At 70.5% G+C, this 13388-nt stretch carries 15 protein-coding genes; 11 read left to right on the top strand and 4 right to left on the bottom strand.

Features of this window, described 5'->3' with window-relative positions; translation table 11 throughout:
- Positions 1-5: 5 nt before the first annotated feature.
- A complete protein-coding gene (gene sucB, locus BM204_RS07540) occupies positions 6-1817 on the top strand; it encodes a 2-oxoglutarate dehydrogenase, E2 component, dihydrolipoamide succinyltransferase (protein WP_091111749.1) in 1812 nt (603 codons plus the stop codon).
- 120 nt (positions 1818-1937) lie between these two features.
- Positions 1938-2858, top strand: coding sequence for a TIGR01777 family oxidoreductase (locus BM204_RS07535; RefSeq protein WP_091111747.1), 921 nt, complete (start codon positions 1938-1940; stop codon positions 2856-2858).
- Here BM204_RS07535 and BM204_RS07530 read toward each other — a convergent pair.
- The gene (locus BM204_RS07530; protein WP_091111745.1) at positions 2835-3347 is read right to left on the bottom strand and encodes a hypothetical protein; all 513 of its coding nucleotides are present in this window, start codon (positions 3345-3347) and stop codon (positions 2835-2837) included. The two genes, BM204_RS07535 and BM204_RS07530, sit on opposite strands and share 24 nt — an antisense overlap.
- 89 nt (positions 3348-3436) lie before the next feature.
- Here BM204_RS07530 and BM204_RS07525 point away from each other — a divergent pair, with 89 nt between their 5' ends.
- The 8 genes from BM204_RS07525 (at position 3437) to BM204_RS07490 (ending at position 9853) form a co-directional block, all read left to right on the top strand.
- The gene (locus tag BM204_RS07525; RefSeq protein ID WP_091111744.1) at positions 3437-4327 is read left to right on the top strand and encodes an alpha/beta hydrolase; all 891 of its coding nucleotides are present in this window, start codon (positions 3437-3439) and stop codon (positions 4325-4327) included.
- Positions 4324-5055, top strand: coding sequence for a lipoyl(octanoyl) transferase LipB (gene lipB / locus BM204_RS07520; protein WP_091111742.1), 732 nt, complete (start codon positions 4324-4326; stop codon positions 5053-5055). The genes BM204_RS07525 and lipB overlap by 4 nt, the downstream gene beginning before the upstream one ends.
- Entirely contained in the window at positions 5052-5306 is a 255-nt protein-coding gene (locus tag BM204_RS07515; protein ID WP_091111741.1) for a hypothetical protein, read from the top strand. The genes lipB and BM204_RS07515 overlap by 4 nt, the downstream gene beginning before the upstream one ends.
- 71 nt (positions 5307-5377) lie before the next feature.
- Entirely contained in the window at positions 5378-6037 is a 660-nt protein-coding gene (locus BM204_RS07510; RefSeq protein WP_143099688.1) for a hypothetical protein, read from the top strand.
- Between the two features lie 96 nt (positions 6038-6133).
- The gene (locus BM204_RS07505; protein ID WP_246165945.1) at positions 6134-7087 is read left to right on the top strand and encodes an ABC transporter ATP-binding protein; all 954 of its coding nucleotides are present in this window, start codon (positions 6134-6136) and stop codon (positions 7085-7087) included.
- Positions 7084-8079 (top strand): hypothetical protein, encoded by a 996-nt coding sequence (locus BM204_RS07500; RefSeq protein ID WP_091111735.1) that lies wholly within the window; start codon positions 7084-7086, stop codon positions 8077-8079. Before BM204_RS07505 ends, BM204_RS07500 begins: the two co-directional genes overlap by 4 nt.
- Before the next feature lie 54 nt (positions 8080-8133).
- Positions 8134-9087: a lipoyl synthase gene (gene lipA, locus BM204_RS07495; RefSeq protein ID WP_091111734.1), complete on the top strand. Its 954-nt coding sequence runs from the start codon at positions 8134-8136 to the stop codon at positions 9085-9087.
- Positions 9088-9130: 43 nt separating this feature from the next.
- Positions 9131-9853, top strand: a complete 723-nt coding sequence (locus tag BM204_RS07490; RefSeq protein ID WP_091111732.1) for a DUF4191 domain-containing protein — start codon at positions 9131-9133, stop codon at positions 9851-9853.
- Between the two features lie 63 nt (positions 9854-9916).
- Here BM204_RS07490 and BM204_RS07485 read toward each other — a convergent pair whose 3' ends face one another.
- Both BM204_RS07485 and BM204_RS07480 read right to left on the bottom strand, forming a co-directional pair.
- Positions 9917-10744, bottom strand: coding sequence for a hypothetical protein (locus tag BM204_RS07485; protein WP_091111730.1), 828 nt, complete (start codon positions 10742-10744; stop codon positions 9917-9919).
- A gap of 86 nt (positions 10745-10830) precedes the next feature.
- The gene (locus tag BM204_RS07480) at positions 10831-11244 is read right to left on the bottom strand and encodes an RDD family protein (RefSeq protein ID WP_091111729.1); all 414 of its coding nucleotides are present in this window, start codon (positions 11242-11244) and stop codon (positions 10831-10833) included.
- 191 nt (positions 11245-11435) lie between these two features.
- Between BM204_RS07480 and glnA the strand changes: the two genes are divergently transcribed.
- The gene (gene glnA, locus BM204_RS07475) at positions 11436-12860 is read left to right on the top strand and encodes a type I glutamate--ammonia ligase (protein WP_091111727.1); all 1425 of its coding nucleotides are present in this window, start codon (positions 11436-11438) and stop codon (positions 12858-12860) included.
- 241 nt (positions 12861-13101) lie between these two features.
- Here the strand turns inward: glnA and BM204_RS07470 are convergent.
- On the bottom strand, positions 13102-13388 hold a 287-nt coding region (locus tag BM204_RS07470; protein ID WP_143099687.1), incomplete at its 5' end, for an integrase core domain-containing protein.

Here is a 13388-nt window from a genome sequence, read left to right as displayed (position 1 = left end):
AGTCCATGGCCACCGACGTCAACCTCCCAGCTCTCGGCGAGTCCGTCACCGAAGGGACCGTCACACGCTGGCTCAAGCAGGTCGGCGACACGGTCGCCGTCGACGAGCCGTTGCTGGAGGTCTCCACCGACAAGGTCGACACCGAGATCCCCTCCCCCGTCGCCGGCACCCTGCTCGAGATCAAGGCCCAGGAGGACGACACCGTCGAGGTGGGCGCGATCCTCGCGGTGATCGGTGACGAGGGCGAGTCCGCCGGCGCCGCCGACGAGACCGCCGAGCCCGAGGCCGAGCCGAAGGACGACGACCAGGCAGATAAGAAGGCCGAGCAGGAGGAGGAGATCGTCGAGGAGACCGGCGACCTCCCCGACGGCGACGAGACGCCCGAGGCCGACAAGGAGCAGCCCGCTGCGTCCGGTGGTCCCGACAGCGGCTCCGGCGGGACCGGCGCTGGCTCCAGCACGTCCGTGACGCTGCCCGCCCTCGGCGAGTCCGTCACCGAAGGCACCGTCACCCGCTGGCTCAAGGCCGTCGGTGACGACGTCGCCGTCGACGAGCCCCTGCTCGAGGTCTCCACCGACAAGGTCGACACCGAGATCCCCTCCCCCGTCGCCGGCACCCTGCTCGAGATCAAGGTCGAGGAGGACGAGACCGTCGAGGTCGGCGCCGAGCTCGCCGTCATCGGCTCAGGCAACCCCGCACCCGCCGCCGCCGACGCCGCGCCGGTGGAGGAGGAGAAGGCCCCCGAGCCGGAGCCGGAGCCCGAGCCCGAGCCCGAGCCCGAGCAGAAGGCGCCAGCGCCGGCTGCGAAGAGCGAGCCCGAGCCCGCCAAGGCACCCGAGCCTGCCCAGCAGGACACTCAGCAGGACACCCAGCAGGTCGCTCCGTCCAACGACAGCGCCGGCTACGTCACCCCGCTGGTCCGCAAGCTCGCGAACCAGCACGACGTCGACCTCTCGACGATCACCGGCACCGGGGTCGGTGGGCGCATCCGCAAGCAGGACGTGCTCCATGCCGCCAAGGCCAAGGAGGTCCCGGCCGCAGCTCCCGCAGCCGCCACTGCTCCTCCGGCCGCCGCAGCGCCCGCGCCGTCGGCCGCAGCGTCGCCGTTGCGCGGCACTACCGAGAAGATCAGCCGACTGCGCAAGATCATCGGTGAGCGGATGCTCGACTCGCTGCACTCGGGAGCCCAGCTCACGCAGGTCATCGAAGTCGATGTCACTCGCATCGCCCGCCTGCGCGAGGCGTCCAAGGCCGACTTCCTGGCCCGCGAAGGTGTGAAGCTGACCTACCTGCCGTTCTTCGCCAAGGCCTCGATCGACGCGCTCAAGACGCACCCCAAGCTCAACGCGACGATCGACACCGAGGCAGGCACGATCACCTACTACGACGTCGAGAACCTCGCCTTCGCCGTCGACACCGAGAAGGGCCTCATCACCCCGGTCGTCAAGGACGCCGGCGACCTCTCCATCGCGGGGTTGGCCAAGAAGATCGCCGATGTCGCCGAGCGCACCCGCACCAACAAGATCGGGCCGGACGAGCTCGGCGGCGGCACGTTCACGATCACCAACCTCGGCAGCGTCGGGGCGCTCTGGGACACGCCGATCATCAACAAGCCGCAGGTCGCCATCCTGGGGCCGGGCGCGGTCGTCAAGCGCCCTGTCGTGATCGACGACCCCGACCTCGGCGAGACGATCGCGGTGCGCCACATGGTCTATCTCGCGCTCACCTACGACCACCGCCTGGTCGACGGTGCCGACGCCGGCCGCTTCCTGCAGGACGTCAAGAAGCGCCTCGAGGCGGGTCAGTTCGAGATCTGAGCACCACCGCAGCACCACCCCAACACCGCCGCCGCCCTCGCACGAGCTCCTCGTGCGGGGGCTGCGTCGTCTCGTGCGGGCCCCGTGCCCGCGGCTTGGCCCTGATGGGAGGCTTGCCGCATGGCTCCTCCCCACGCTCCACTGCACGTCGTCCTCGCCGGGGGCTCCGGCTTCCTCGGCACCCACCTCCGCGCCGATCTGGTCCGCCGGGGGCACACCGTCACCACGCTCGTACGACGAGCCGGCAGCGGTCCGGACGAGTCCACCTGGGACCCCTACTCAGGCCAGGTCGACCGTGACCTGGTCGCCTCCGCCGACGTCGTCGTCAACCTCGCCGGGTCGCCGACCGCGGGCAACCCGCACTCGAAGAAGTGGGCCCGCGAGCTGCGTGAGAGCCGCGTGACGACCACCCGCGTGCTGGCCGGGGCGATCGCCGCGGCCGAGCGCCCGCCGGCGTTCCTCGCCGGCAACGGCATCTCCTACTACGGGAACCACGGCGACCAGGTCCTGACCGAGGCCTCCGACACCCGCGGCGACGCGCTGCTGACCGACGTCACCCGCGAGTGGCAGGCTGCCGCCGATGCCGCCGTCGACGCCGGCGCCCGGGTCTGCATCCTGCGCACCGCTCCCGTGATGGACCGCCGGGCAGCGCCGTTGCTGCAGCTGCGGCTGCTCTTCAAGGCCGGCCTCGGCGGCAAGCTCGGCGACGGCAAGCAGCACATGGCGATGATCTCGCTGCGCGACTGGGTCGGCTCCGTCTCCCACCTCGCGGAGCACCCGACCGCGTCCGGCGCCTTCAACCTCTGTTGCGTGAGGACGCCGACCAACGCCGAGTTCACCAAGACCCTCGCCACGGCGTTGTCCCGGCCGGGTTTCGTCACGGTGCCCCGGGCGATCCTCAAGGTGGCAGCGGGCGAGATGGGCCCGGAGCTGCTCGGCTCCCTGAACGTGCGACCGGCCGCTCTCGAGGCCGCGGGCTACGTCTTCGCCGACCCCGACGTGCAGGCCGTCGTGGCCTCAGGCCTGGCCGCCCTCGACTGACACCCGCGCCACCCGCCAGGTGCCGCCGGTCCGCCACAACGTGACGCGACGCTCCGCGACCGCACCTGCGGGCAGCGACCAGCGGCGCGAGCCGGCACTCGCCGTCGCGTGTGCCAGTCGCTCGCTGACCGCCACGGTGAGTCGCCGGGGCGCCCGAGCGACGACGCGGCCGCGGAGCACCTGCACCTCGAGCGTGTCGACGCTCAACCCCCGGTCGAGCCACCGCCCCAGCATCGCGACGTCGCGCTCGCCGGCCAGGGACCCGCGCACGTAGAGGGCGCGAAGTCCCTCGGCGTCGCCCGCCGCCCAGGCTCGGGCGCGCTGACGGTCCCACTGCTGGAGGACCGCCACCGGCGACCGGCCGGCTCGCTCGCCCACCGGGACCACCATCGACCCGTCGGCCGGGCTCGCGGCCGTCGGGTCCGGCGTACAGGCCGGGAGGGCGAGCAGGCCGAGCAGCACCAGGACGGAGGCCAGGATTCGGGTCACCCCTCACTCCTACCGGCTCCCGCCGCCCGCCGCGACCCGTCATCCACAGGCACCGGTCCCCCCTGACACCCTGCTGACATCCTGGGTGGGTGCTCAGCCGCCGTGCCCTGCTCCTGGGCACTTCGTCGACCCTCGCCGTCGGCGCGGCCGGGGGCGTCGGCATCCAGCAGGGCGTCCTGCCGGGGCGACCCTGGCTCCAGGGGCAGCTGCGCCTCAACGGGGGCACGGGTGGCGTGCCGGACGTCGAGCCCGGCCCGGTCGCGCGCGGCAGCTTCGTCTCCGCGGCGCGACTGGGTGCTCCGACCCGGTGGGCCCTGGCGAGACCGCCCGGGATCACGGGCCCACTCCCCCTGGTCGTCGCGCTGCACGCCTACGGGCACGACGTCGAGACCCTCCTGGGTCCCGGCTTCGGCCTCCCCCAGCACCTCGCCGCGGCCGTCGCGGCCGGGGCACCGCCGTTCCAGGTCGCGATGGCCGACGGCGGCACGACCTACTGGCACGAGCGTCCCGATGGTGAGGACGCCGGCGCGATGATCGTCGACGGGCTGCTGCCGCTCCTCCAGGAGCGCGACGTCCCGACGGAGCAGGTCGGCCTGATCGGCTGGTCGATGGGCGGCTTCGGCGCCCTCCACCTGGCCGGCATCCTGGGCAGCGACCGGGTGCCCGCTGCGGTGGCGACGAGCGCCGCCATCTGGACCGAGTGCGACGAACGCGACCCCGCGCGCGTTCGACGACGAGGCCGAGTGGGCCGCGTTCACGCCCTTCGGCCGCCAGGACGACCTCGACGGCATCACCCTCCGGCTCGACTGCGGCACGGGCGACCCGTTCTACCGCGCCGTCGAGGACTACGCCGAGGGTTTCCCCGCCGACGCCGACGTCACCGCGACCTTCGAGCCTGGCGGACACACCGCGGGCTACTGGCGCCGCGTGCTGCCGGCCCAGCTCGCCTTCCTCGGCGCAGGGGTAGCCTCGCCCCGTGAGTGAGCTTCGCTTCGAGCAGGTCGGCCTCGGTGCCGACGCGATCGACTACCTCGCGGCCTGGGACCTGCAGCGCGAGGTCCACGCCGGTGTGGTCGACGCAACCCGCCCCCCGACCGTGCTGCTGCTCGAGCACCCGCCCGTCTACACGGCCGGCAAGCGCACCGAGCCCCACGAGCGGCCCGCCGACCCCGGCGGTGCAGCCGTCATCGACGTCGACCGCGGTGGCAAGATCACCTTCCACGGCCCCGGCCAGCTCGTCGGCTACCCCATCGTCCGGCTCCCCGACCACGTCAAGGTCGTCGACTACGTACGACGGGTGGAGGAGGCCCTCATCCAGGCTTGCGGCGAGCTCGGGGTCACGACCGCCCGCGTGCCAGGACGCAGCGGCGTCTGGCTGCGCGCCGACGACCAGGGTCCCGAGCGCAAGGTGGCCGCTCTGGGCATCCGGGTCAGCCGCGGGGTGACGATGCACGGCTTCTCCCTCAACTGCGACGTCGACCTCGGCTGGTACGACCGCTTCGTCCCGTGCGGCATCGCCGACGCCGGCGTCACCACGCTCAGCCAGGAGCTCGGCCGTCGCGTCACCGTCCCCGACGTCATCCCGGTCGTGGAGCGCCACCTCGCGCGCTACCTCGCCTGGGGCGCCTACGTCCCGACGCCCGACTACGACGCCCGGCCGGAGCCGGGGCGAACCCCTCGCATCACCCTGGTGACCCCGGGGCGTTGATCCTCACCTCGCGGGCGCCGGTCTCGTGGCCGACGCCGACCCAGCTCGACGTCGCCTGGGCCGACTCGCTCGCCGACCTGGAGCTGCGCAGCCAGGACGACGACGGCCACTACCGCCTCGACGCCGCCAGCGCGCCGATGCGGCTCCTGCGCGGCGCCCACCTCCAGCCCGGGCGGCCTACGCCGGCGCGAGCGTCGACTGCCTCGAGCGCTTCGTCGCCCTCCGCTCCGCCAGCACCCTGCCCGAGCTGACGTGGGACCTCACGGCGCTGCCGGAGCCGGGGCGGCTGATCCGGCTCGCGGTCGACCTACCCTGGCTCAGCGTGCGACTCAGCGCGAGCGTGGAGGCCGCACCCGACGGCAGCGACGAGCTCGTGACCAGCCTCGAGCTGGCGGGGCGTGGGGTCTGGCAGCCCCTGGTCGCGACCATGCTCACCACCACCCAGCACTGGGCTCGGCAAGCGGTCGACGAGCTGACCGTCGGGCTGGCGAAGAGCCTCGGCGACATCAGTCGCGACGTCCGGGTGCCACGGCAGGTCCGCGACGACCCACCGCTGCGCATGCGCACCGCCACCGCCCAGATGCGCCTACGGCTGCACCGGGTGCAGGACGAGGTGGAGCTGCGGTCCCGGTGGCAGCAGCACCGGTGGACCTGCCGCAGGGCCTACGCATCGCAACCGCCGGCCACCTGGCCCCACGACAGCCCCGGCTTCGTCTGGGCCCGGCTCGAGCAGGATCTCGCGGAGACGCTCGCCCGCTCTCCTCGCGACGAGCGCCGCGCGGCCGTCGATCGGCTGGTCGACGAGCAGGTCGTGGCCTGGACCGATGCCCACGAGCGGGTGCAGGCCCGGGCCGTGCACGCGCCCGGACCCGTGCTGGAGATCGTCGACGGCGTCTACGACCTGCGGTGGCTGCGCTCGCCCTACGTCATCTGGCGCCATCTCAAGGCGGCGCTCGCGGACGAGGCGACCCCGACCACCTGACGTGGACCCACGGCGCGGCTCCACAGCACCACCCTTTCGCCTGTTTGGATCGTCTTCCTCGGGACGGACGGAGACAACACACAAGTGAATGACCTGGTGATCGAGACGACAGGGCTCCACAAGGAGTTCCGCAGCAGGCGGGGCGGCCTGCGCGTCGCCGTGCAGGGCCTGGACCTCGCGGTCCCCCGGGGCGGCGTGCACGGCTTCCTCGGACCCAACGGGTCCGGCAAGACGACGACCATCCGGATGCTGCTCGGCCTCGCCCGCGCCAGCAAGGGATCGATGGAGCTCTTCGGTCACCCGGTCCCGCAGTCGCTGCCGGCGGTCATCGACCGGGTCGGCGCCGTCGTGGAGTCCCCCAAGTTCTCCCCCAACTTCAGCGGTCGGCAGAACCTCGTGCTGCTGGCTCGCACCATCGGCGCGCCGACCGGCCGCGTCGACGCCGCGATCGAGACGGTCGGCCTCACCGGGCGCGACCGTGACCGCTTCAAGTCCTACTCGCTGGGCATGAAGCAGCGCCTGGCCATCGCGGCCACCCTGCTCAAGGACCCCGAGCTGCTGATCCTGGACGAGCCCACCAACGGCCTCGACCCCGCCGGCATCCGCGAGATCCGCGACACCATCCGTGACCTCGGCGAGCGCGGGGTCACCGTCCTGCTGAGCTCCCACATCCTGGCCGAGGTGCAGCAGGTCTGCACCTCCGCGACGATCATCGGCAACGGTCGGCTCCTGGCCAGCGGCCGCGTCGACGAGCTGCTGCAGGGCGGCCCCGCCGTCGTACGCGTCGAGGCGCCCGATCCCGCGGCTGCCCGGTCCGTCCTCGAGGGCGCCGGCTTCGCCGTGTCGCCGGCGGCCTCCGACGAGCCGGATCTCCTGGTCGAGGCCGACAGCCCGGCCGAGGTCACGCGGGTGCTCGGCGAGGCCGGCATCTGGCTGACCGCCCTGACCCCCGTACGCCGCGACCTGGAGTCGGTCTTCCTCGAGCTCACCGAGGCCGACACCCTCGGCCACGAGCACGTCGCCCACCCCACGTCGGGTGGTGCCGCATGAGGCGCCTCCTGCACGTCGAGCTCACCCGCCTGCGCTGGCGGCGGGCCGTCCTGCTCCTGCTCCTGGCCGTCGTCGCGCTGCCCGTGGTGTTCGGCGTCGCCCGCGCGTGGAGCACCACCCCTCCCTCCGCCGAGGACCTCGCCAGGGTCGACCAGCAGGTTGCCGAGGAGACCGCCCGGCCCTACGTCCAGAAGCAGCTCGAGCGCTGCCTGGCCAAGCCGCAGCGCTTCGGCCTCGCGGCCGACGACCCAGACCTCCAGGCCCAGTGCGAGTCCTTCGTCCTCCCCCAGCGCGAGTGGTTCCTCTACTACGAGACCCTCGACCTGGTCCAGGAACGCGACGAGACCGGCCTGGCCGTCGTCGCCCTGGTCTCGGTGCTGCTCCTGCTCGCCGGCACCACCCTGGTCGGGCACGACTGGAACAGCGGGTCGATGAGCAACCAGCTGCTCTTCGAGACCCGGCGCACCCGGGTCTGGACGGCCAAGGCGCTGGTCGTCTTCGCGGTGTCGCTGGTCCTCTCGCTCGTCGTCTTCTCCAGCTACTGGCTGGCCCTGTGGGCGGCGGCGCGCTCACGCGACCTCCCGTCCTCGACCGGCATCCTGGTGGACTGCCTCCAGGACGGCCTGCGCGGCGCCCTCGTCGCCGCCGGTGCGGCCCTGGGTGGCTACGCCCTCACCATGCTGTTCCGCAGCACCGTGGCGACGCTCGGGGTGCTTTTCGCCGTGGCCGTCGCGGGAGGGGCGCTGATCGCCGTGCTCGGCATCGACGCGCAGTTCCAGCCACAGACCAACATCGCCGCGGTGGTCCTCGACGGCGCCGACTACTACGTCCAGGTCCCCGACGAGTGCTTCACCGACCGACCTCCCCCGGGCATCGCGTGCGACGAGGAGAAGGTCCTCCCAGCGGCCAACGGCAGCATCTACGTCGGCTCGTTCCTGCTGCTGGCCGGAGCCGCTTCGGTGCTCTCGTTCCGTCGTCGCGACGTGCCCTGATCGCGACCCCACGGCGAGTTCGCCTCCCTGTGGGAGCGGCGTACAGTTGCGGGAGTGACCAACGCTCCTGTCCCTGAAGGCCGCAAGCTGCTCCGCCTCGAGGTCCGCAACGCCGAGACCCCCATCGAGAAGAAGCCCGAGTGGATCAAGACGCGGGCCAAGATGGGGCCCGAATACAAGGCGCTCCAGAGCCTGGTGAAGTCCGAAGGGCTCCACACCGTCTGCCAGGCAGCCGGCTGCCCCAACATCTTCGAGTGCTGGGAGGACCGCGAGGCGACGTTCCTCATCGGCGGCGACCAGTGCACGCGTCGCTGCGACTTCTGCCAGATCGACACCGGCAAGCCCCAACCGCTGGACCGCGACGAGCCGCGTCGCGTCGCGGAGTCTGTGCAGAAGATGCAGCTGCGCTACGCGACCATCACCGGCGTCGCTCGCGACGACCTCGCGGACGGCGGCGCCTGGCTCTACGCCGAGACCGTGCGGGTGATCCACGAGGTCAACCCCGACACCGGCGTGGAGAACCTCATCCCCGACTTCAACGGCAAGCCCGACCTGCTCCGTGAGGTCTTCGAGTCGCGGCCCGAGGTGCTGGCCCACAACGTCGAGACGGTCCCCCGCATCTTCAAGCGCATCCGTCCGGCGTTCCGCTACGACCGCTCGCTCGACGTGATCACCCAGGCCCGCGACTTCGGGCTCGTCACCAAGTCCAACCTCATCCTCGGCATGGGTGAGACCCGCGAGGAGGTCTCACAGGCCCTGCGCGACCTGCACGCGGCCGGCTGCGAGCTCATCACCATCACCCAATACCTCCGCCCCTCCGCGCGGCACCACCCCGTCGAGCGGTGGGTCAAGCCGGAGGAGTTCGTGGAGCTCAAGGACGAGGCCGACGAGATCGGGTTCTCCGGTGTCCTGTCCGGCCCGCTGGTCCGTTCGTCCTACCGGGCCGGACGCCTGTACCGTCAGGCGATGGACGCCCGCGAGGGCGCCGTCACCCCCGCCACCGTCTGACGAACGACCTCGTCAGCCCGAGTCGACAAGGCAGCACTGCTCCATGGCCAAGAAGGACAAGGCTCAGCCCACCGACCCCTCCGAGATGGGTCGTCGCCAGCAGATCGTGGCGACCTACCGGATGACCAAGCAGACCGACAAGCGCATCGGCCTGTGGATGCTCGGGGCGTTCCTGCTCTTCGGCGCCCTCGGCTTCGGGATCTTCTACGTCCTGCCCGGCAGCGGCACCATCGGCCTGGTCATCGCCGTCGTCGGAGGGCTGATGCTCGGCCTCCTCGCGATGATGATCGTCTTCTCGCGCCGCGCCCAGCGCACGGCCTACGACCGCATGGCCGGCCAGCCCGGCGCGGCCGCCAGCGCCCTCACGCTGCTCAAGCGCGGTTGGAAGTCCGACCCCGTCATCGCCTTCACCAAGCAGCAGGACGTCGTGCACCGCGTGGTCGGCCCTCCGGGCATCGTCCTCATCGGCGAGGGCAACGCCCACCGCGTGCGCCAGCTGCTCCTCAGCGAGCGACGCAAGCACGAGCGCGTCGCCTCCGAGACGCCCATCCACGAGATCGTCGTCGGCTCCGAGGAGGGTCAGGTCCCGCTCGCCAAGCTGGTCCGCCACGTCACCAAGCTCGGCCGTCAGGTCAAGCCCGCCGAGATGACCGACGTCCTCAACCGGCTCAAGGCCCTCGACGCCAACCGCTCCGCGATCCCCCTGCCGAAGGGCCCTGTGCCCAACAGCATGAAGGGGATGCGCGGCAACATGCGCGGCCGCTGACCCCTGAAGACCTGCGGTCCTGGATGTTCGAGCGCAGCGAGAACTCCCGACGGAGTGACGAAGTCACTCCACGATCTGTGAGGCGTCCGGCGCGGTGATCTCGACCGGCTCGCCCCAGTTGTCATAGGTTGCCGTGAGGTCTCCGCCGAGCCCGCCGAGGTTGCTCTCCATCTTGCGGAAGAGGCCGTCCTGGTCGAACCAGAGGTCGTAGGTGAACTCGTCGGGGATCGACCCGGCCGGCAGCGAGCCGACGTCGGCGCCCTGCTCCTGGAGCAGGATCGCGGAGTCGAGCACCAGGCTGTAGCGCTCGAGCCCGTCCTCCTCCCCGACGTACGTCGCCGCGGTGATCGCCTTCTCGAAGGTGTCGAACTGCGCGCCGATGTCGAGCTGCTCGCTGAGGTTGCCGGCTGGGTTGCTCGGGTCGTCCAGGGCCATCTTGGTGAACTTGTCGCCGAAGAGGTTCTGGTAGATGAACCCGTCGACGATGATCATCTCGATCGGCTGGGGCGCCTGCGCCAGCTCGATGGCCATCGCCATCGACACCGGCGTGGTGGTGAAGTCGACGACGCCCGTGGCGTCGTACTGTGCGGCGCCGCCGATCGACATGGCGATCGTGGCGGTCGAGGCCTCCTCGAAGGCCTGCTTGAACACGTCGGCCATGTCGGAGGCGTCGATCTCCTCGCCCGCGGTGGGGACCGCCGCCTCGGTCTCCTCGGCACCGACGTCCTCACCGCCGTCCGCCTCCCCGACCTCGTCGGGAGCGCTCGAGCTGGACGAGTCGGAGCTGGGGTCCGACGCGGAGGAGTCGTCGCCACCGCAGGCAGCGAGGCCGGCCAGGGCGAGGGTCAGCGTGGCAGCCGAGGCCGTACGACGGAGCAGGATGAGCGACATGGGAGCACCTTTCGGGGGTGGGTCCCCTCAGGCTAGCGATCCGCAGGACGCCTGGCACCCGGCCCAGACCAGTTGGTGGGAGCCGCTCAGACCGGGCGCAGCAGCCGGTTGAACTCCTCCAGCGTCACCGTCGCCGTGCCGGCCAGGACGTCGTGCAGGCCGCGACCGTCGGGTCGGTAGACCAGAGCAGGGATCACCAATGCGATCAGGACCTGCCGGAGCAGGGTCTTGAGCGGGTTCAGCGGTCGCAGGCGACCGTCGGCCGGGACGACCCGTAGTCGCGTCACGAGCTTGCCGAAGGACCCTCCCAGCAGCCAGGTGAGGATCGCCGACTCGAGCACGTAGACGGGCAGGACGTAGAGCTGCGCGGTGCTGCCCGGCTCGGCGTAGTCCGCCAGCCCGACGAAGGTGATCACCACGAGGGTCGAGGCGACCCAGTCGACGAACAGTGCGAGGACACGACGGGCCCACGAGGCAGTCTCGAAGCCGGCGGTCACCACTCCCCCAGGCTAGTGGCGGCCCCGTGACAGTCTCGCCGCTGGGCCACCTGTTACATCGCAGAAACATTCCCGATACCGTCGCGTCACGGCCCGTTCGTACGTTGCGGGCATAACCTCGACGCAACGGCGCGTCGGGTGTCCACTCGCTTGCTTTGACGGTTGCCACCACGGGTCGCAGCCAAGGAGGACGAATGTTCCAGAACAGCGACGAGCTGCTCAAGTACATCAAGGACGAGGGCGTCGCGATGGTCGACGTACGGTTCTGCGACCTGCCCGGCGTCATGCAGCACTTCACAGTCCCGGTGTCGTCCTTCGACCAGTCCGTCTTCGAGGACGGACTGAGCTTCGACGGCTCCTCCATCCGCGGCTTCCAGGCCATCCACGAGTCCGACATGTCGTTGTTCCCGGACCCGACGACGGCCTTCATCGACCCGTTCCGCGTGGCCAAGACGCTCGTGGTCAACTTCTTCATCCACGACCCGCTGACCGGTGAGCCCTACTCCCGCGACCCGCGCAACATCGCCAAGAAGGCCATGGCCTACCTCGGCACCACGGGCATCGGCGACACCGCCTACTTCGCCCCCGAGGCAGAGTTCTACGTCTTCGACAACGTGCGCTTCGAGACCAAGGCCAACGCCGGCTACTACGAGATCAACTCCTCGGCCGGCGCCTGGAACACCGGCGACAGCTTCGAGAACGACAACCGCGGCTACAAGGTCAAGTACAAGGGTGGTTACTTCCCCGTCGCGCCGACCGACCACTTCGGTGAGCTGCGCGACGAGATGGTCATCGAGCTCGAGAAGTCCGGCCTCATCGTCGAGCGCGCCCACCACGAGGTCGGCACGGCCGGCCAGGCGGAGATCAACTACCGCTTCGACGAGCTGCTCAAGGCCGCCGACGACGTGATGAAGTTCAAGTACATCATCAAGAACACCGCCTGGCGCAACGGCAAGACCGCGACCTTCATGCCCAAGCCGATCTTCGGTGACAACGGCTCCGGCATGCACGTCCACCAGTCGATCTGGAACCAGGGCACTCCCCTGTTCTACGACGAGACCGGCTACGGCGGCCTCTCGGACATGGCCCGCTACTACATCGGCGGCATGCTCAAGCACGCCCCGTCGCTGTTGGCCTTCACCAACCCGACGGTCAACTCCTACCACCGCCTGGTGCCGGGCTTCGAGGCTCCGGTCTCGCTCGTCTACTCCCAGCGCAACCGCTCGGCCTGCGTCCGGATCCCGATCACGGGGTCCAACCCCAAGGCCAAGCGCGTCGAGTTCCGCTGCCCCGACCCGTCGGCCAATCCCTACCTCGCCTTCTCGGCGTTGTTGCTGGCCGGCCTCGACGGCATCAAGAACAAGATCGAGCCGCCCGCCCCGATCGACAAGGACATCTACGAGCTCCCGCCCGACGAGATGGCCGACATCGCCCAGGTCCCGACCTCGCTGAACGCCGTCCTCGACTCCCTCGAGGCCGACCACGAGTTCCTGACGGCCGGCAACGTCTTCACGCCGGACCTGATCGAGACCTGGATCGACTACAAGCGGACCCAGGAGATCCTGCCCGTGCAGATGCGCCCGCACCCGCACGAGTTCGAGCTCTACTACGACATCTGAGCTCTCGTAGAACGCGAAACGGCCCCTGACCTGCGGAAACGCAGAATCAGGGGCCGTTTCCGTTGGCTCAGAATGGGCCAGATTCCGCAGGGATTCCGCAGGAGAATCGCTCCACGCGCTGTTCGAGCCGACAGCGCCTACCGTGGGAGCCCGTCACAGCGGCTCTCGAGAACTCCCGGCGGCAGGAGCATTGGCGGAAGGGACTGCCCAGGCTCTGGTTGACACTCGGGGTGGGTGGTTCTCAGGCAGCGTCTGCTGCTGAGTAGATGGTCTCAAACTCGATCGGGGTCAGTCGCCCGAGGGCTGCTTGGCGTCGTCGTCGGTGGTAGGTCTTCTCGATCCAGACCACGATCGCGAGGCGGAGCTCCTCGCGGGTCTCCCAGCGTTTCCGGTTCAGGACGTTCTTCTGCAACAGCGCGAAGAAGGACTCCATCGCGGCGTTGTCGCCGCACGCGCCGACCCTGCCCATCGAGCCGCGCAGGCCAGCGTTCTTCAGAGCGTGGACGTACTTCCGAGACCTGAACTGAC

The sequence above is a fragment of the Nocardioides psychrotolerans genome (assembly GCF_900113685.1).
Classification (GTDB): domain Bacteria; phylum Actinomycetota; class Actinomycetes; order Propionibacteriales; family Nocardioidaceae; genus Nocardioides; species Nocardioides psychrotolerans.
Note: the sequence above shows the minus strand (reverse complement) of the source record. Positions and strands in the feature narration are given on the sequence as shown.